12 protein-coding genes are annotated in these 17629 nt (G+C 76.0%); 5 read left to right on the top strand and 7 right to left on the bottom strand.

Going from position 1 to position 17629, the window contains the following annotated elements; all coding sequences use genetic code 11:
- Nucleotides 1–241: 241 nt before the first annotated feature.
- Complete coding sequence (gene lipA / locus ACGF7U_RS05530; protein ID WP_393103261.1) at nt 242–1291, top strand: lipoyl synthase; 1050 nt, start codon at nt 242–244, stop codon at nt 1289–1291.
- Between the two features lie 47 nt (nt 1292–1338).
- Here lipA and ACGF7U_RS05525 read toward each other — a convergent pair whose 3' ends face one another.
- Entirely contained in the window at nt 1339–4236 is a 2898-nt protein-coding gene (locus ACGF7U_RS05525) for an ATP-binding protein (protein ID WP_393103259.1), read from the bottom strand.
- 86 nt (nt 4237–4322) lie between these two features.
- Nucleotides 4323–4493 carry a hypothetical protein gene (locus tag ACGF7U_RS05520; protein ID WP_393103257.1) on the bottom strand — a complete coding sequence of 57 codons (171 nt, stop codon included), beginning with the start codon at nt 4491–4493 and terminating at the stop codon, nt 4323–4325.
- A 200-nt stretch (nt 4494–4693) separates the two neighbouring features.
- Here ACGF7U_RS05520 and ACGF7U_RS05515 point away from each other — a divergent pair, with 200 nt between their 5' ends.
- Entirely contained in the window at nt 4694–5383 is a 690-nt protein-coding gene (locus ACGF7U_RS05515; protein WP_393103255.1) for a DUF4191 domain-containing protein, read from the top strand.
- A 183-nt stretch (nt 5384–5566) separates the two neighbouring features.
- On the opposite strand, the gene ACGF7U_RS05510 is transcribed toward ACGF7U_RS05515, so the two are convergent.
- The gene (locus tag ACGF7U_RS05510) at nt 5567–5968 is read right to left on the bottom strand and encodes an RDD family protein (protein WP_393103253.1); all 402 of its coding nucleotides are present in this window, start codon (nt 5966–5968) and stop codon (nt 5567–5569) included.
- 259 nt (nt 5969–6227) lie between these two features.
- On the opposite strand from ACGF7U_RS05510, the gene glnA reads away from it, so the two are divergent.
- Nucleotides 6228–7652 (top strand): type I glutamate--ammonia ligase, encoded by a 1425-nt coding sequence (glnA, locus tag ACGF7U_RS05505; protein ID WP_393103251.1) that lies wholly within the window; start codon nt 6228–6230, stop codon nt 7650–7652.
- A gap of 517 nt (nt 7653–8169) precedes the next feature.
- Here glnA and mptB (ACGF7U_RS05500) read toward each other — a convergent pair.
- Both mptB (ACGF7U_RS05500) and mptB (ACGF7U_RS05495) read right to left on the bottom strand, forming a co-directional pair.
- Nucleotides 8170–9654: a polyprenol phosphomannose-dependent alpha 1,6 mannosyltransferase MptB gene (gene mptB / locus ACGF7U_RS05500; RefSeq protein WP_393103249.1), complete on the bottom strand. Its 1485-nt coding sequence runs from the start codon at nt 9652–9654 to the stop codon at nt 8170–8172.
- 14 nt (nt 9655–9668) lie between these two features.
- Nucleotides 9669–11069, bottom strand: a complete 1401-nt coding sequence (gene mptB / locus ACGF7U_RS05495) for a polyprenol phosphomannose-dependent alpha 1,6 mannosyltransferase MptB (protein WP_393103247.1) — start codon at nt 11067–11069, stop codon at nt 9669–9671.
- A gap of 44 nt (nt 11070–11113) precedes the next feature.
- On the opposite strand from mptB (ACGF7U_RS05495), the gene ACGF7U_RS05490 reads away from it, so the two are divergent.
- Nucleotides 11114–12796, top strand: coding sequence for a hypothetical protein (locus ACGF7U_RS05490; protein WP_393103245.1), 1683 nt, complete (start codon nt 11114–11116; stop codon nt 12794–12796).
- 138 nt (nt 12797–12934) lie between these two features.
- On the top strand, nt 12935–13639 hold the full coding sequence (locus ACGF7U_RS05485; protein ID WP_393103243.1) for a class I SAM-dependent methyltransferase: 705 nt from the start codon (nt 12935–12937) through the stop codon (nt 13637–13639).
- A 67-nt stretch (nt 13640–13706) separates the two neighbouring features.
- On the opposite strand, the gene ACGF7U_RS05480 is transcribed toward ACGF7U_RS05485, so the two are convergent.
- A complete protein-coding gene (locus ACGF7U_RS05480) occupies nt 13707–16796 on the bottom strand; it encodes a bifunctional [glutamine synthetase] adenylyltransferase/[glutamine synthetase]-adenylyl-L-tyrosine phosphorylase (protein WP_393103241.1) in 3090 nt (1029 codons plus the stop codon).
- Nucleotides 16796–17563, bottom strand: coding sequence for a type 1 glutamine amidotransferase (locus ACGF7U_RS05475; RefSeq protein WP_393103239.1), 768 nt, complete (start codon nt 17561–17563; stop codon nt 16796–16798). The genes ACGF7U_RS05480 and ACGF7U_RS05475 overlap by 1 nt, the downstream gene beginning before the upstream one ends.
- Between the last annotated feature and the right edge of the window lie 66 nt (nt 17564–17629).

The raw sequence follows: 17629 nt of genomic DNA, 5'->3' as shown, positions 1-17629 counted from the left end.
GGGCCGGGCGGCCTTCCGCGCAGTCGCGCGGCGCCGGTCACCCGCCGTTCTTCCCGCAGCTCGGGAGGGTCTTCGCGGCCCGGCGCCAGACCGCCTCGCAGCAACCGGCGGCTCTCTGGGCTGGCGGATCGGTCCGCTACTCGGCTCCGTCACAGCTCTGCCCGGCACGCTAGCACCCCGCCGGAGTCCCGTGTAACGCGATTTCCCTGGTCTCGGTGTTCGGCGTCACAACGCTTCCGGCGTGACGCCGGTCGCCCGCGGTACATCGACGGCGGCCGTCGGGCGTAGGCTCGGTTTCGTGACGATCGAGCACTCCGCGCCGACGACCGGCCAGGTAGCGCGCACCGCGACGCCCGCCCCCGAGGGGCGGCGTCTGCTCCGCATCGAGGCGCGCAACGCCGAGACGCCGATCGAGCGCAAGCCGCCATGGATCAAGGTCAAGGCCAAGATGGGGCCGGAGTACACGCAACTGCGCGGGCTCGTCTCGCGCGAGGGGCTGCACACCGTCTGCCAGGAGGCCGGCTGCCCCAACATCTACGAGTGTTGGGAGGACCGGGAGGCCACCTTCCTCATCGGCGGCGACCAGTGCACCCGGCGCTGCGACTTCTGCCAGATCGACACGGGCAAGCCGGCCGAGTTCGACGCCGACGAGCCGCGCCGCGTCGCCGAGTCGGTGGTCTCGATGGGCCTGCGCTACGCCACCATCACCGGCGTGGCCCGCGACGACCTGCCCGACGGCGGCGCCTGGCTCTACGCCGAGACCGTCCGGCAGATCCACGCCCTGCAGCCCGGCTGCGGCGTCGAGCTGCTGATCCCCGACTTCAACGCGGTCCCCGAGCAGCTCGCCGAGGTCTTCGGCGCCCGACCGGAGGTGCTCGCGCACAACGTCGAGACCGTGCCGCGGATCTTCAAGCGGATCCGCCCGGCGTTCCGCTACGAGCGGTCGCTGGACGTGATCCGCCAGGCCCGCGCCGACGGGCTGGTCACGAAGTCCAACCTGATCCTGGGCATGGGCGAGGAGCGCGCCGAGGTCTCCCAGGCGCTGCGCGACCTGCACGAGGCCGGCTGCGAGCTGATCACCATCACGCAGTACCTGCGCCCCTCCCCCCGCCACCACCCGGTCACCCGCTGGGTCAAGCCGGAGGAGTTCGTCGAGCTGCGCGAGGAGGCCGAGGAGATCGGCTTCGCGGGCGTGATGAGCGGGCCGCTCGTGCGCTCGTCGTACCGCGCCGGGCGGCTCTACCAGCAGGCCCTCCAGGCCCGCGAGGGCGCTGCGGTCACCGCGGGCTGACCCCGACCCCCAGGCGCACCGTCCCACCGCTCCCCGCCGACCGACGGTCAGCGGGGGGCGGTGGTTTCGCCGAGCAGGCCGAGGCGGTGGGCCAGCGCGGCGGCCTCCACCCGGTTGCTCACGTCGAGCTTGGCGATGATCCGGGAGACGTGCACGCTGGCCGTCTTCGGCGAGATGAAGAGCTGCTCGGCGATCCGGCTGTTGCTGTGCCCCTCGGCGACCAACCGCAGCACCTCCCGCTCGCGCACGGTGAGCAGGTCGGCGCCGGGGCGGCCCCGGGTGGCCCCGCGCAGCCCGACGCGGCGGGCCAGGGCGGCGGCCTGCTCCGCGAGCGGCGTCGCGCCGAGCCGCCCGGCGATCGCGGCCGCCTCGTCCACCGCCGCCGCCACCTCGTCCCGTTCGCCCGCCGCGGCCGCCGCCTCGGCGAGCGCCAGCAGCGCCCGCCCGAGCGGGTACGGCTGTCCGTCCGCGCGCCACGCCGCGACCGCCGCCCGCCACGCCGCGAGCGCGGCGTCGCCGGCGGACAGGAGGGCGACCGCCTGGGCGGCGTGCGCCCGCTCGGCCGGGCAGCGGGTCGGCAGCCCGGCGGCGAGCGCGGACACCTCGGCGGCCAACCTGGGGTCGCCGGCCCGCGCCGCCGTGCGGGCGGCGGCGCTGAGCACCGGCCAGCCCTCCCGGGGCTGCTGCGGCAGGCCCTCGTCGGCCAGCGCGGCGCAGGCCGCGCGGACGGCCTCGGGCAGGTCGTCGGCCGCCAGCGCCGCCTCGATCCGCAGCTCCCACAGGGGCAGCCGGTGGTTCGGCCACAGGAAGGGCCGGGCCAGGAAGGCGAGGGCCCGGCCCACCAGCTCGTCCGCGCCCGGGTGGGCCCGGGCCAGCCGCAGGTTGGCACGGAGCTGGAGCCAGTGCAGCCCCGAGACGCCCGGCGGATCGATCCGGGCCGCCTCCGCGCACGCGGCGTCGGCCTCGTCCCACCGGCCCAGCGCGATCAGCGCCTCGGCCTGGTTCGACAGCAGGTACGCCCCGGTGGAGCGGCTGATGCCGACCCGCCGCGCCTCGGTCACCCCGGCGGCGGCCGCGTCCGCGGACTCGGCGTACCGGCCCAGTTCGAAGAGCACGTCGGAGAGGTGGACCAGGGCGCTCACCAGCGCCGGCGCGTTCCCGGCGGCGCGGGCCCGGGTCTCCGCCCGGCGCAGCTCGGCCAGGCCGAGGTCCGGCGTGCGCTCGGCGCGGCAGAGCATCGCGATCCGGGTCGGCAGCAGCTCCAGGTCCTCGCCGAGCACCTCTGTCGTCGCCGTCGCCTCGGCCGCCAGCGCGCCCGCCTGCGCGGGGTCGATCCTGATCAGCTGCGCCGCGATGCCGGCGAGCAGCCGCACCCGCTCCGGCCCGTCCGCGACCCCCGAGGCCAGCCGGTACGCCTCCCGCAGTTCGGCCATGCCGTCGCTCTTGCCGAGCATGGCCAGCATCCGGCCGCGCCGGTCCAGCAGCCGCGCGGCGCGCAGCGGCTCGGCGTCGGTGTCCACCTCGGCCAGGGCGGCCCGGGTCAGGGTGAGCGCGCGGTGGTAGTCGCCGGCGGTGGTGGCCGCCGCGATGGTCTCCTCCAGCACCGCGAGGTGGTCCATCCCGAGCCGCTCGGCCGCGTCGGGCACCAGCTCCCACAGCTCCAGCACCCGCTCCAGCAGCCGGCTCTGCTCCGCGTACGCGTACCGGTCGGCGGCGGCGCAGGCGGCGGTGCGGGCGGTCACCAGGGCACGGGGGTGGTCGTGGGCGGCGTACCAGTGGTGGGCGATCTCGGCCGGGGCGCGGCCGGCGACCACCAGGTGCGGTTGCGCCTCGATGGCCGCCGCGAAACGGGCGTGCAGCCGGGCGTGCTCGCCGGGCAGCAGCTCGTCGTGGACGGCCTCGCGGACCAGCGCGTGCCGGAACTCGTAGTCGCCCTCCGGGTCGGCCACCACGAGCTGGGCGGCGACGGCGGCGCGCAGCGCGTCCTCCAGCTCGGGCTCGGGCAGCCCGGCCACCTCGGCGATGAGCTGGTGCGCGAAGCGGGTGCCGCCGGCGGCGGCGATGCGCAGCACGCGCTGGGCCTGGTCGGGCAGCCGGTCCACCCGGGCCAGCAGCAGGTCGCGCAGCGTCTCGGGCAGCGCGGCGCAGCCGATCGGGCCGCCCGCGGCGGCCAGCTCCTCGATGAAGAACGGGTTGCCCTGGGTGCGCTCGTGGATGTCGTCGACCGCCCGGGCGAGCGGCTCGGCGCCGAGCAGGTCGGCCAGGATCGCGCCCGTGCCGTCGCGGTCGAGGCGGCCGAGTTCGACCCGTTCGACGCCGCGCGCCCGGTCCAGCTCGGCGAGGAAGGGCCGCAGCGGGTGCCCGCGGTGCAGCTCGTCGGTGCGGTAGGTGCAGACCAGCAGCAGCCGGGCCGTGCGGGCGGCCCGCACCAGGAAGGCGATGAGATCGCGGGTGGACCGGTCGGCCCAGTGCAGGTCCTCGATCAGCAGCACCAGGGGTTGCCCGGCGGCCAGCCGCTGGAACAACTCGGCGACCAGGTCGAACAGGTAGCCGCGCGGGGCGTCGGAGAGCGGCGCCGGGGCGGGCGCGGTGACGCCGACCGGCCCCCGGGCCAGCTCCGGCAGGAGGCGGGCGAACTCTGCCTCGTACCCGTCGAAGACGCCCGGGCCGTCGCGGCGCAGCACCGCGCGCAGCGCCGCGGCGAACGGCGCGAAGGGCAGGCCGGCCTCGCCGAGTTCGAGGCACTGGCCGACCAGCAGCCGGGCGCCGGCGTCGGTGGCCGACCGGCCGAACTCCTCCACCAGCCGGGTCTTGCCCACCCCGGCCTCGCCGCCGACCAGGACGGTGGTGGGCTCCCCGGCGCGGGCCCGGGCGAGGGCGTCGCGCAGGGCCGCGAGTTCCGGCTGGCGGCCCACGAGGACGGTGCTGGCGGTGCGTGCGGTCACGGCACCGAGCATGCCACGCGCCGCGCCGCCGCCGATTCCGCTGCCCGGCCGGTCGGCGACGGACGGCCCGGCCACCGCCGGAGCGGTCACCGGCGGACGTCGCCGCTGTGGTCCGCATGGTGGCGCCGACTGAACCAGCTGCGCGTGGAGCGGCGCGGCAGGTCCCGGGCGAGCCGGTCCGCCGCGGCCTCGGCGCGCAACTCTGCGGCGTGCGTACGGTGGAGCGAGAGGATGAAGTCTGCGTCGTTACCGAACATGTCGGGCTCCCTGCGGTCGTCGTCAGCTGTTTGTCGACTCTGACTCTCCGCGCGAAGGTGCCCCCGAAGCATGGGTACGCCGCCTGATCTTCCCCCGCCGTCCCTCCTTACTCCCGGCGTCCAGGGGCGGTACGGCGGCGTAAGGTACTCAGCCCGGCCGCGGGTGATCGCGGCGTGCGGCGCCCACTAGACTCAGCGGCATGGCAAAGCCCCAGGAGAAGGTCTCGTTCGGCCAGCGGCTGAAGCAGATCGGGATGGTGTTCAAGTTCACCGCCAAGCAGGACAGGTGGTTCGCCCCGCTGGCCGCCGCCGCGGTGCTGATCCCGCTCGCGCTCACCGTGGTCGCGGTCCTGCTCTGGGGCTGGATCTGGCTGCCGCTGGGCATCCTGTTCGCCCTGCTCTGCCTGCTGGTCGTGCTCAACCTGCGCTCCAACCGGGCGATGATGAACGCGGCGGAGGGTCAGCCGGGCGCGGCGGCCCAGATCATGGAGAGCATGCGCGGTGACTGGCGGGTCACCCCGGCGGTCAGCTCCACCACGCAGATGGACATGGTCCACCTGGTCATCGGCCGGCCCGGCGTGATCCTGCTGGCGGAGGGCAACCCGCAGCGGGTGCGCGGCCTGCTCGGCCAGGAGAAGCGGCGGCTGGCCAAGGTCATCGGCTCGGCCCCGCTCTACGACTACGTGATCGGCCAGGACGAGGGCGAGCTGCCGATCCGCAAGCTGCGGATGACGCTGATGCGACTGCCGCGCAACCTCAGCGGCAAGGACGTCAACTCGCTGGACAAGCGACTCAAGGCGCTCACCGCGCGCCCGCAGATGCCCAAGGGCGCGATCCCGAAGAACATGCGGCCCCCGCGCGGCGCGTTCCGCCAGTCGCGCGGTCGCTGACCCGCCCCGACGTACGCGGAAAGCCGGGCCCTGTCGGGCCCGGCTTTCGCACTTCCGCGCCCAATCCGCCGCCCCGCCCCTCGGCGATCTCGCAGTTTCGCACCCCACCATCGCGGCTTGTGCCCGTTCCGTCGGGGCAGGAAGTGCACGATCGCGGAAGGCCGGGGGCGCGGGCCGGTGGCGTCAGGGGCGGGGGGCGGTGGTGATGACGGAGCCCGCCAGGCGGTCGTGCAGGCCGCGGCGGTGGTTGTCCATCAGCAGGGCCGGCACGACGAGGGCGAGCAGGAGGCCGCGCAGCAGCGCCCGGACCAGGCCGATGCGGCCGCCGTGGGCCCACGCGACGCAGCGGATCTTCGTGATGAACATGCCCGGCGTCTGGGCGAAGAGCCCGAGGAAGAAGCCGTACTCCAGGATCAGCACCAGCACGGGCGCCCAGCCGTCGCGGACCGGGTCGGCGAAGCCCCGGGCGACCAGGAGGCAGAGCACCCAGTCGATCACCAGCGCGCCGAACCGGCGGCCCAGGCTGGGCGGGGTGAAGGCGGGATCGGACGCGGGCGGCACGGGCCGGTCATGCGGGTTGGTCACAACGGTCAAGGGTATCCAGGGCGTACGGGGGAATCGGGGGCGGCGCGGCACCGGGACGCAAAAACGGACCAAAGCGAGCAAGTGTCACTACACTGGCACCGCCGATGGCGTTCCGCCGCCCGATCGCCCCGCCCGAGCGGCGCGGATGACGCTCCGCGAGGGACGTAACACGGCAGAAACACTCAAGACATGGCCGGGCAACCGCGCCGCCATAGCGTCGCCAAGAGCCTAGCCACCCGTGGACGTGCCAGGAGGACGTGTGTTCGCCAATCCCGAGGAACTCCTGCGATACCTCAAGAACGAGGACGTGAAGTTCGTCGACGTACGTTTCTGTGACCTGCCCGGCGTGATGCAGCACTTCAACCTGCCGGTCGAGTCGGTCGACGACGAATTCTTCACCGAGGGCCTGGCCTTCGACGGCTCGTCGATCCGCGGTTTCCAGGCGATCCACGAGTCGGACATGCTCCTGCTCCCGGACGTCGCCACCGCCTTCATCGACCCCTTCCGGGCCCAGAAGACCCTCGCGCTCAACTTCTTCATCCACGACCCGTTCACCCGCGAGGCCTACAGCCGGGACCCGCGCAACGTGGCGAAGAAGGCCGAGGCGTACCTGGCGGCCAGCGGCATCGCCGACACCGCCTACTTCGGCGCGGAGGCGGAGTTCTACATCTTCGACTCCATCCGCCACGAGACCTCGGCGCACCAGTCGTTCTACTACATCGACTCGATCGAGGGCGCCTGGAACACCGGCCGCGAGGAGCCGGGCGGCAACCGCGGCTACAAGACCGCCTACAAGGGCGGCTACTTCCCGGTGCCGCCGGTGGACCACTACGCCGACCTGCGCGACAGCATCGTGCGCCGGCTGGTCGACACCGGGTTCACCGTGGAGCGCTCGCACCACGAGGTGGGTACCGCCGGCCAGTCCGAGATCAATTACCGGTTCTCCACCCTGCTGCACGCGGCCGACCAGCTCCAGCTCTTCAAGTACATCGTGAAGAACGAGACCTGGGCCAACGGCAAGACCGCGACCTTCATGCCGAAGCCGCTCTTCGGCGACAACGGCTCCGGCATGCACACCCACCAGAGCCTGTGGCTGAACGGCGAGCCGCTGTTCTACGACGAGACCGGCTACGCCGGCCTGTCCGACACCGCCCGCTGGTACATCGGCGGCCTGCTGCACCACGCCCCGTCGCTGCTGGCCTTCACCAACCCGACGGTCAACTCGTACCGCCGGCTGGTGCCGGGCTTCGAGGCGCCCGTCAACCTGGTCTACTCGCAGCGCAACCGCTCCGCCTGCACCCGCATCCCGGTGACCGGCAGCAACCCGAAGGCCAAGCGGGTCGAGTTCCGCGTGCCGGACCCGTCGGCGAACGTCTACCTGGCGTTCTCGGCGATGTTGATGGCCGGCCTGGACGGCATCAAGAGCAAGATCGAGCCGCCGGCGCCGATCGACAAGGACCTGTACGACCTGCCGCCGGAGGAGTGGGGCGACGTCAAGCAGGTGCCGGGCTCGCTGTCGGCGGTGCTCGACTCGCTGGAGGCCGACCACGACTACCTGCTCGACGGCGGGGTCTTCACGCCCGACCTGATCTCGACCTGGATCGAGTGGAAGCGGACCAACGAGGTCGACCCGGTGCGCCTGCGCCCGACCCCGCACGAGTTCGCCATGTACTTCGACTGCTGACGCACCAGAAGCTCACAGCACGAAGGCCCCGGGTGGACCCGGGGCCTTCGTGCTTGCCGACAACCGATCGCCACCGCCCGCAGCGGGTTGTCCACTGGTTCCGGCGAGGCGTCGGCAGGGCGGAGACACCGTCCGTCGGCGGAGGATCCACCCGCGGGACGCTGTCGAGGTGATGTCGCAGACGATTCACCGCCTTCTGGTGCCACAGCGGCCCGGACACCGCCTGATGACACAGACGACTCAGTTCGACAGCGCCATACGACCAATTCGGCCACCGGCTGCTGCGGGCGTACCCGGCCGAGTACCGCCGGGCGCGCGGCGCCGAGATCGTCGGCACGGGCGAGGGGCCCCCGAGTCGGATCCGGCGACCGCTGCCCGTCCTGCGGGGCGGCCCGCTGACCGCCGCCCGCGTGAAGATCTTGGCTGGAAACGGCCCCTCCAGGGGCGTTTCCGTGCCAAGATCTCGCCGCGCCGATCCGAGGGGCGGCGATAGGGATCGGGCGGCTCGGGGAGCGCGTCAGTCGGGGTGTGCGGCGTGCGGCCGGCGCCGTCCGAGCAGGGCCCACACCGCCAGTCCGACGACCAGCGCCGTCATCGCCAGCGCGCCTGGCGCCTTGACGAACCGGGCCAGGTTGGTGCCGTCGGGCAGGGCCAGGAAGGCCGCCGCCGCGCAGGGCGCCGCGAACCAGGCGGTCCGCGTCGCGGCGACCGCGAGCAGGGCCAGCGGCCAGGTGGCGTACCAGGGGTGGAAGACCGGAGCCAGGGCGACCGTGGCGGCCAGCGCCAGGCCCGCGCCGAGCAGGGCCTCCCGGGGCCGGGCGGCCTCCAGGCGGGCCACCCGCTGCCGGACGTCGTTGAGTCGGCGCAGCGCCGACCAGGCCCGCCACCACAACGCCGCCACCGCCACGGCGAGCAGCAGCAGCGCCACCGCGCGGGTCGCCGGCACCGCGCCCGGCTCCCGCCCGACCAGCCCACCCGCGTAGTCGATCACGAAGCCGACCGCCGTCGGCGGCGACGTCCACTGCTCGGAGTCTCCGCTGCGGACCAGCCCGCCCACCCAGCCGAGCCCGAGCCCCGACAGCAGCGAGGTGCCCGCCACCGCGCCGAGCACCCCGGCGGCCAGCCAGCCGGCGTCGCGCAGCAGCGCCCGTACGGTGTAGCGGCCCAGCACCGCGGCCAGCGCCGCGAAGGGGAGCACCACCAGCGCGGTCGCCTTCACCGTCACCGCCAGCCCGAGCAGCGCCCCGGCCACCAGCAGCGGTCGCGGTTTGCCGGGGCGGCGCACCAGCACCAGCAGGCCCAGCGTCAGCAGGCCGAGCATCACCGCGTCGTTGTGCGCGCCGGCCACCAGGTGCACCCCGACCAGCGGGCAGGCCAACGCCAGCCAGGCCGCCCGGCGGGTCGGCACCCCGGCGGCCCGGGACAGCCCGACCAGGCATCCGGCGGCCAGCAGCACCCCGGCGGCGGCGACCAACCGGAGCAGCGCCACCGCGCCCACCAGGCCGCCGCCGGCGGTCACCGCGAGCGCGGCGAGCAGCACGAAGAACGGCCCGTACGGGGCGGGCGTGTCCCGCCAGATCGGGGCCACCGACTCCACCCAGGGGCAGCCGGCCTCGGCGACCCCGGTCGCGTACGGGTCGGCGCCGTGCGCGTACGCCCAGCCCTGGCAGGCGTACGAGTAGACGTCCCGGCTGCCCAGCGGCGCGGTGACCAGCAGCGGCAGCGCCCACAGCCCGGCGGTGAGGTACGCCCACCGCGTCGACGGCGCGCCCCGGCGCAACGCCCACCAGGCGCCCACCATCAGCCCGGTGCCCACCAGCCAGAGCGCGACGGTCCACGGCTCGTCGGCGGGGCGGCCGCCGCGCGCCGCGGCGGCCCCGGGCAGCGCGCCACCGAGCCAGCCGGCGACGGCCAGCAGCACCGCCCCGGCCAGGCCGGCATACCGGGCGAGCCGGGCGTCACCGGGCGTCGGCGGGGGCGGCGGGGAGCCGGGAGCGGTCACCGGCGCGCCTCTCCTCAGTCCACGGCGGCCGGCCGGCGGGCCGCCCGAGCCGACCGTACCAAGCGGACGGCCACCACGATCACCAACAGCGTCATCAGCGGCGCACCGATCGTCTTGCTGTACCGGGCCAGCCCGGTGCCGTCCGGCAGGACCAGGAACGCCGAGCCGATCGCGACGACCGCGAACCAGCCGGTGCGCCGCGACGTGGCCGCGAGCACGGCCAGCGGCCAGGTCCAGTACCAGGGGTGGAACAGCGGGGCGAGCGCGACCGTGGCGGCCAGCGACAGGCCGGCGTGCCACAGCGGCTCCCGGGTGCGGGCCCGCCACCACAGCCAGACCAGCACCAGCGCGAGCACGGCCATCCCGATGCCCCGGGTGACCGGCAGTGGGTCGCCGTGCCAGCCGAACGGCGCGGCGAGGTAGCCCACGGTCTGCCCCACCGCGGTCGAGGGCGACGTCCAGGCGATGACCAGGCCGCCCTGCTCCAGCCCCGTGACCCACCCGAAACCGAGCCCGGCGGCGAGGGTGATTCCGACCACGGCCGCGAACGCACCGCCGGCCACCCATCCGCCGTCGCGCAGCAGCGCCCTGATCGAGTACGCCCCGGCGATCGCGGCGAGCGCGGCGAAGGGCACCACGACCAGCGCGGTCACCTTGATCCCGCCGGCCAGGCCGAGCAGCACTCCCCCGGCGAGCAGCGGGCCGGGGCGCCCCGGCCGGGCGGCCACCACCGCCAGCCCGGCGACGAGCAGCCCCACCATCAGGGCGTCGTTGTGCGCGCCCGAGATCAGGTGTACCCCGATCAGCGGCGAGCCCAGCGCCAGCCAGACCGCCCGGCCGGCCGGCACGCCACAACGCCGGGCCAGCGCCGGCAGGCAGGCCGCGGTCAGCCCCACCCCGACCACCGCGAGCAGCCGGAACAGCACGATGCTGCCGTAGAGCGACCCGGTGGCCTCGACCACCGCCCCGGCGAGCAGCACGAACAGCGGCCCGTAGGGGGCCGAGGTGTCCCGCCAGATGTAGGAGATGGTGTCCAGCCACGGGCACGGCAGCGCCGAGACGCCCTGCTCGTACGGGTTGATCCCGGCGGCGTAGCTGGCGCCCTGGCAGGCGTACGCGTAGACGTCCCGGCTGCCCAGCGGCGGCGCGACCAGGAACGGCAGCAGCCAGAGCCCGACGGTGACCAGGGCCCAGCGGGTCGAGGGCACCCGGCCGCGCAGCGCCCACCAGGCGTACGCCAGCAGTCCGGTGCCGACCGCCCAGGCGGCGATGATCAGCGGGCCGTGCGGGCCCTGCCAGACGCTGACCGGGGTGGGGCGCAGGTCGCCGTCGGGCAGCGCTCCGCCGAGGAACGCGGCGACGGCGAGCAGCGTCGAGCCGGCCAGGCCGGTCCAGCGCGCGAGGTGGTGAGGCACGCGGGACATGCTGCCAGTACGGTGGTCGCGGTACGGAGGTGGGCATGCGGCGCAGTCGGGTGGTGGCGGTGGCCGCAGCGTCCGCCGTGCTGGCCGGGGTGGCGTATCTCGCTCTCCCGCCGACCGGTTCCGACCTCGCCGCGCAGGTCGCGCGGGCCGACTTCTTCGCCGCCCACGGTCTCGCCCCGGTGGACCTGCGCTGGTACGGCGGCGTCCAGCAGTTCGGCTACAGCCTGGTCTCCCAGCCGGTGATGGCGCTGCTCGGGGTGCGGGTCACCGGGGTGCTGGCCCTGGTGGCGGCGGCGACGGCGTTCGCGGCGTTGCTGGTGCGCACCGGGGTGCCGCGCCCGCTGCTCGGCAGCCTGGTCGGGGTGGCCACGATCGCCGGCAACCTGGTCTCGGGCCGGGTGACGTACGGCCTCGGGGTGGCCTTCGGTCTCGGCGCGTTGCTCGCGCTCACCCTGCCCCGCGTCCCGGCCGCGCGGGCCGGCTCCGGCCCGGACCGGCCGGCGCGGCGACGGCAGCTCGCGCGGCTCGGGCTGGCGGCCGGCGGGGCGCTGCTGGCCTCGGCGACGAGCCCCGTGGCGGGCCTCTTCGTCGGCCTGGCCGGCGCGGCGCTGCTGCTGACCCGCCGGTACGCCGACGGCCTGGCGCTCGGTGTGGCCGCCGCGCTGCCGCTCGGGGTGACCGCGCTGCTTTTCGGCGACGGCGGCTGGATGAACATCAGCCGCACCGACACGCTGCGCGCCGCGCTGACCAGCCTCCTGGTCGCCGCGCTGGTGGCCTACCGGCCGGTGCGGGTGGGCGCGCTGCTCTCGGCGGTCGGGGTGCTGGCGGCGGCGCTGGTGCACACCCCGGTCGGGCTGAACGCCACCCGGCTGGCCGTCATGTTCGCCCTGCCGCTGCTGGCGGCCGCCGCCCGCCCCCCGGCCCGGCTGACGGCGTGGCTGGCCCGCGGCGGCCACCGTCCCGGGCCGGCGCGGACGGGCCGGCTGGCCGGCGGCGGGCGGGCCGGGGCGCGCGGGCCCGCCCGGTTCCGGGGCGGCGTCGCGCTGGCCGCGCTGCTGGCGGCCGGCTGCTGGTGGCAGCCGCCGGTGCCCCCCGCCGACCTGCGCAGCGCCGACGACCCGACCGCCCGGGCGGCCTACTTCGCGCCGCTGCGGGAGTTCCTCGACGCTCAGCGGCTCACCGGCCGGGTGGAGATCCCGCCGACCCGCAACTACTGGGAGGCCGCCTCGCTGGGCGAGGTGCCGCTGGCCCGGGGCTGGCTGCGCCAGGCCGACATCGAGCGCAACCCGCTCTTCTTCACCACCGTTCCGGGCTCGGCCGGCACCGGGGTGCCGCTGACCGCCGCGAGCTACCGGGACTGGCTGGAGACGAACGCGGTGCAGTTCGTCGCGGTGCCGGACGCCCCGCTGTCCTGGGTGGGGCGGGCCGAGGCGGCGCTCGTCACGGGCGGGCTGCCGTACCTGACGCCCGTCTGGGCCGGCCCGAACTGGCGGGTCTGGGCGGTCGCCGACCCGACCCCGATCGTCGGCGAACCGGGCGAGATCGTGGCGCAGGACGGCGCGTCGCTGACCTTCCGGACGCCGTCGGCCGGCACGGTGCCGGTCCGGGTGCGGCACAGCCGCTGGCTCACCGCCTCGGGCGGCGCCACGGTCGCCGCCGACGGCGACGGGACGGCGGTGACGGTGCCGCGCGCCGGGACGTACCGGCTCGGCAGCTGACCCGAACGCCCGTCGTTTTGCCAATCCGGCAACGTTACTTGCCGTCCTCCGCCGACGGCGCGCACGATCCGGTCAGGGCGGGACGACCGACCGCCCCCGGCGGGACCGCCCCGCCGCGGCGCACCAGGAGGACGAGACGTGCACCAGGACGCAACGACCGGTGACCCCCGGCACGAGGACGCGACGACGAGCGTGGCCGGCGAGCCGCGCCACCGGGACGTGGACGAGGAGACCGCGCAGTACTGGGAGGAGCTCTACCAGAAGCGCGACAGGTACTGGAGCGGGCGGGCGAACCCCGTCCTGGTCGACGTCGTCGGGTCGCTGCCGGCCGGCACCGTGCTGGACCTCGGCTGCGGCGAGGGCGGCGACGCGATCTGGCTGGCCGGGCGGGGCTGGCGGGTGACGGCCGTCGACGTCGCGCAGACCGCCCTGGACCGGGCGTCGGCGGCGGCCGCCACCGCGGGGGTGGCCGCCGGCATCGAGTTCCGCCGGCACGACCTCACCCGGACCTTCCCGCCGGGCGAGTTCGACCTGGTGTCCGCGCAGTTCCTCCAGTCGCCGCTGGAGTTCCCCCGGGCCGAGGTGCTGCGGTCGGCGGCCCGGGCCGTGGCCCCCGGCGGGCGGTTGCTCGTCGTCGAACACGGCGAGGTCCCGCCGTGGGGACGCCACGCCCACCCGGACGTGCGCTTCCCCACCCCCCAGGAGACCCTCGCCGAACTCGACCTCGACCCGGAGAGGTGGGTCACCGAGCGGCTCGACGCCCCGCGCCGGCAGGCCACCGGCCCGGACGGCCACGTCGGCACCCTGGTCGACCACGTGGTGCTGGTCCGCCGCCGGCCCTGACGTGCGGCGTCGGCCGGGCCGCCGGGCGGGCGGGGAGGCCGCCCGGCCGGCAGGCGCGCCGGCCGCCTCAGGAGTCCAGGACGCGTTCCATCGCCGTCCGGGAGCGGCGGCCGGTGCGCAGGTACTCGTCGAGGAACTCCCCCGGGTCGTCGCGGCCGAGCAGCCGGACCACCCCGGCCAGCTCGACGCCGTGCCGGGGCAGTTGGTCCCCCGCCCGGCCGCGGACCAGCATCAGCGCGTTGCGGACCTGCGCGGCCAGGGTCCAGCCGGCCGCCATCTCGGCGGCGTCCGCCGGATCCACCAGGCCCGCGTCCCGGGCCGCCGCGAGGGCGTCGAGCGTACGCGTGCCGCGCAGCGCCGGGATCGTGCCGCCGTGCCGGAGCTGGAGCAGCTGCACCGCCCACTCGACGTCGGCGAGGCCGCCCCGCCCGAGCTTGGTGTGGGTGGCCGGGTCCGCGCCCCGGGGCAGCCGCTCGTGCTCCACCCGCGCCTTGATCCGGCGGATCTCCACCACCTGCTCGCGGGTCAGCCCGTCGGCCGGGTAGCGGACCGGGTCGACCATCGCCTCGAACTCCGCGCCGAGGTCGGCGTCGCCGCAGACGAACCGGGCACGCAGCAGCGCCTGCGCCTCCCACACCTTCGACCAGCGGGCGTAGTACTGCGCGTACGCGGCGAGGCTGCGCACGAGCGGCCCCTGCCGGCCCTCCGGGCGCAGGTCGGCGTCCACGCCCAGCGGCGGGTCGGGCGCGGGCATGCCGAGCAGCCGGCGCAGCTCCTCGGCGATCGCGTGGGCGGCGGCGCTGGCCGCGCCCTCGGCGGCGCCGGCCGGCGGGTCGTAGACGAAGAGCACGTCGGCGTCGGAGAGGTAGTTCGACTCGTACCCGCCGAGGCGGCCCATGCCGATCACGGCGAAGCGCAGCCCCGGCAGGGACGGCTGGGCCGACCGGGCGGCCCGCAGCGCGGCGGCCAGGGTGGCGTCGGTGACGTCGGCCAGCGCCGTGCCGACGGCGGTCACGTCGGCGAGGCCGAGCGCGGCCCGTCCGCCGCCGTCCGAACGGGGCGGCGCCGGGGCGAGGGAGCCGGCCCGGCTCAGCAGGTCGGCGCAGGCGATCCGGACCAGTTCCCGGCGGCGCAGCGCGCGGATCGCCCGGGTGGCCTCGACGGGGTCGGCGTGCCGGGACGCCGCGGCGGCGAAGCCCTCGCAGAGGACGTCCCTCGGCCGGGGCGTCAGCTCGCTCTCCTCGGCCAGCAGCCGCAGCGCCTCCGGCTCGCGGGCCAGCAGGTCGGCGGCGTACCGGGAGGAGGAGAGCACCCGGGCCAACCGGCGGGCCACCGGCCCGGAGTCGCGCAGCAGGCGCAGGTACCAGGGCGTGCTGCCGAGCTTGTCGGAGACCTGCCGGTAGTTGAGCAGGCCCCGGTCCGGCTCGGGGGCGTCGGCGAACTCGCTGAGCAGCACCGGCAGCAGGGTGCGCTGGATGGCGGCGGTGCGGCTCACCCCGCCGGTGAGGGCCTGCAGGTGACGCAGCGCGCCCGCGGGGTCGCCGAAGCCGAGGATCTCCAGCCGGTGCCGGGCCGCCTCCGGGGTCAGCCGCAGCCCGTCGGCCGGCACCCGGGCCACCGACTCCAGCAGCGGCCGGTAGAGCAGTTTGGCGTGCAGCCGACGTACCTCCGCGGCGTGGGTGACCCACTCGGCGCGGAACTCCTCGACGGCGCTGCGGCCCGGCGTGGCCGCGTAGCCCAGCGCGGCGGCCAGCCAGCGCAGCGCCGCCGGCTCCGTCGGCACGGTGTGGGTGCGGCGCAGCCCCTGGAGCTGGAGGCGGTGCTCGACGCCGCGCAGGAAGCGGTAGCCGCGCAGCAGCGCCTCGCCGTCGGCCCGGCCGACGTAGCCGCCGGCGACCAGCGCGCGCAGCGCCGGAATGGTGCCGGGCACCCGCAGCGACTCGTCGCCCCGCCCGTGCACCAGTTGCAGCAGCTGCACGGCGAACTCGATGTCGCGCAGCCCGCCCGGGCCGCGCTTGATCTCGCGCTCCAGCTCCTTCGGCGGGATGTTGTCGATGATCTTCCGCCGCATGGCGCGGACGTCCTCGACCGCCTCGGGGCGTTCGGCGGCCCGCCACACCAGCGGGGCGAGCTGCTCGATCCACTCCCGGCCCAGCGCGAGGTCGCCGGCCGCCGGCCGGGCCTTGAGCAGCGCCTGGAACTCCCAGGTGCGCGCCCAGCGCCGGTAGTAGGCGAGGTGGCTGGCCAGCGTCCGCACCAGGGGGCCGCGGCTGCCCTCGGGCCGCAGGGCGGCGTCGACCGGCCAGGCGACCAGGCCGCAGACGTGGATCAGCCGGGTGGCGACCGTGGTGGCGGCGGCGAGGTCGTCGTCCTCGGCGGCCACGAAGATCACGTCCACGTCGGAGACGTAGTTCAGCTCGTCGCCGCCGCACTTGCCCATCGCCACGACGGCGAGCCGGGGCCGGGGCGTGCCCGCCGGCAGCTCGCCGACCGCGATCTCGTACGCCGCCGCCAGGGTCGCGTCGGCCAGCGCGGAGAGCGCGGCCATGGTCTGCTCCAGGCCCCGGCCGCCGGTCAGGTCGGCCGCCGCGATCCGCAGCAGCGCCAGCCGGTACGCCTTGCGCAGCACCGCGACCGGCTGCCCGTCGCCGGACAGGTCGAGCCGCCCCTCGGCGGTCGGGGCGAGCCCGTCCGGGGCGGTCCGAAGCGCCGGCCACTGGTCGGGGTTGGCGACCAGGTGGTCGCCGAGCGCCGAGGAGGCGCCGAGGACGGCGATCAGCCGGCGGCGCAGCCCCGGGTCGTCGGCGAGCGCGGCCAGCAGCGCCGACGCCGGGTGTTCCGGGGCGGCGTCGGCGGGCGTCGGCGGGCGAGCGGCAGCACCGGCTGCCCCGGCCGGCACGCGGCCGCTCGCGGCGGCCCGGCGTTCGGCCTCGACGATGCGGTGCAGCTGGCGCAGCGCCAGGTGCGGGTCGGCGGCGCGGGAGAGCGCGGCGAGCAGCTCCGCCGCGCGGTCGTCGGTCGGCTCCTGCGCGTCCGGTCGCCACAGCCCCAGCCCGTCCGGGCCGAGCAGGTCGGCGGCGCGGGTGACGCCGTCCCCACCCTCGGTGCCGAACCCGTAGCGGGCGAGCCGGCCGGCGGCCCTGGTCGGCCGGCTCATCACTGCCCGAGCAGCGGCAGGCTGCGGCGGGGCGCGTCGGCGTCCAGCTCGCCGAGGGCCAGCGCGGCGAACCGGGCGGCGAACGGCTGCCAGACCTCCTCCACGTCGGCCATCACCGCGTGACAGGCGGCCACCACCAGGTCCGGGTCGTAGCCCAGCTCGGCCAGCACCGTCGAGTCGGTGGCCCAGTCGGCGATCATCGCGGTGTCGCACTCGATGTGGAACTGGAGCCCCCAGGCCCGGTCGCCGAGGCGGAACGCCTGGTGCGGGTAGCGGGTGGAGGCGGCCAGCAGGGTGGCGCCCCGGGGCAGCTCGGTGATCTCGTCGGAGTGCCACTGGAGCACGTCGGGGATCAGCGGGACGTAGCGGAACAGCGGGTCGGCGTCGGCGGCGTCCCGCTTGCCGACCACGCCGGGCCCGACCTCCGGCCCGGACGCGCTGCGCTCGACCTGGCCGGCGTGCGCGGTGGCCAGCAGCTGCGCGCCCAGGCAGATGCCCAGGGTGGGCACCCGGTGCCGGACGGCCTTGCGCAGCAGCCCCTCGACGGCGGGGAACCAGGGCGCGCCGGGCGAGCCGTCGGCCAGCGGGTACGCCTGCTGCTCGCCGCCGAGCACCACCAGCGCGGCGTATCCCTCCAGGTCGGCCGGAAGCTCGTCGCCGGCGTGCGCGCGTACCACCCACAGGTCGAGGCCGGCCTCGGTCAGCCACTCGCCGAGCCGGCGGACGTCGTCGGTCGGGTCGTTCTCGATCACCAACGCGGTAGCCACGACGTCGAGGCTAGCCGGTGACCCCGACGGCCCCCGGAACGCCTCCACCGGGCGCGGCGGCGGCCC

The sequence above is a fragment of the Micromonospora sp. NPDC047670 genome (genome assembly GCF_043204915.1).
Lineage (GTDB): Bacteria > Actinomycetota > Actinomycetes > Mycobacteriales > Micromonosporaceae > Micromonospora.
The sequence above is the reverse complement of the archived record's forward strand: the minus strand, read 5'-3'. Positions and strand labels throughout refer to the sequence as shown.

What these genes read in the sequence shown, in the direction of transcription:
- ACGF7U_RS05480 (WP_393103241.1), bottom strand. Translation starts at nt 16,796, where the DNA reads ATGAGCCGGCCGACCAGGGCCGCCGGCCGGCTCGCCCGCTACGGGTTC.
- ACGF7U_RS05490 (WP_393103245.1), top strand. Translation starts at nt 11,114, where the DNA reads ATGCGGCGCAGTCGGGTGGTGGCGGTGGCCGCAGCGTCCGCCGTGCTG.
- ACGF7U_RS05520 (WP_393103257.1), bottom strand. Translation starts at nt 4,493, where the DNA reads ATGTTCGGTAACGACGCAGACTTCATCCTCTCGCTCCACCGTACGCAC.
- ACGF7U_RS05515 (WP_393103255.1), top strand. Translation starts at nt 4,694, where the DNA reads ATGGCAAAGCCCCAGGAGAAGGTCTCGTTCGGCCAGCGGCTGAAGCAG.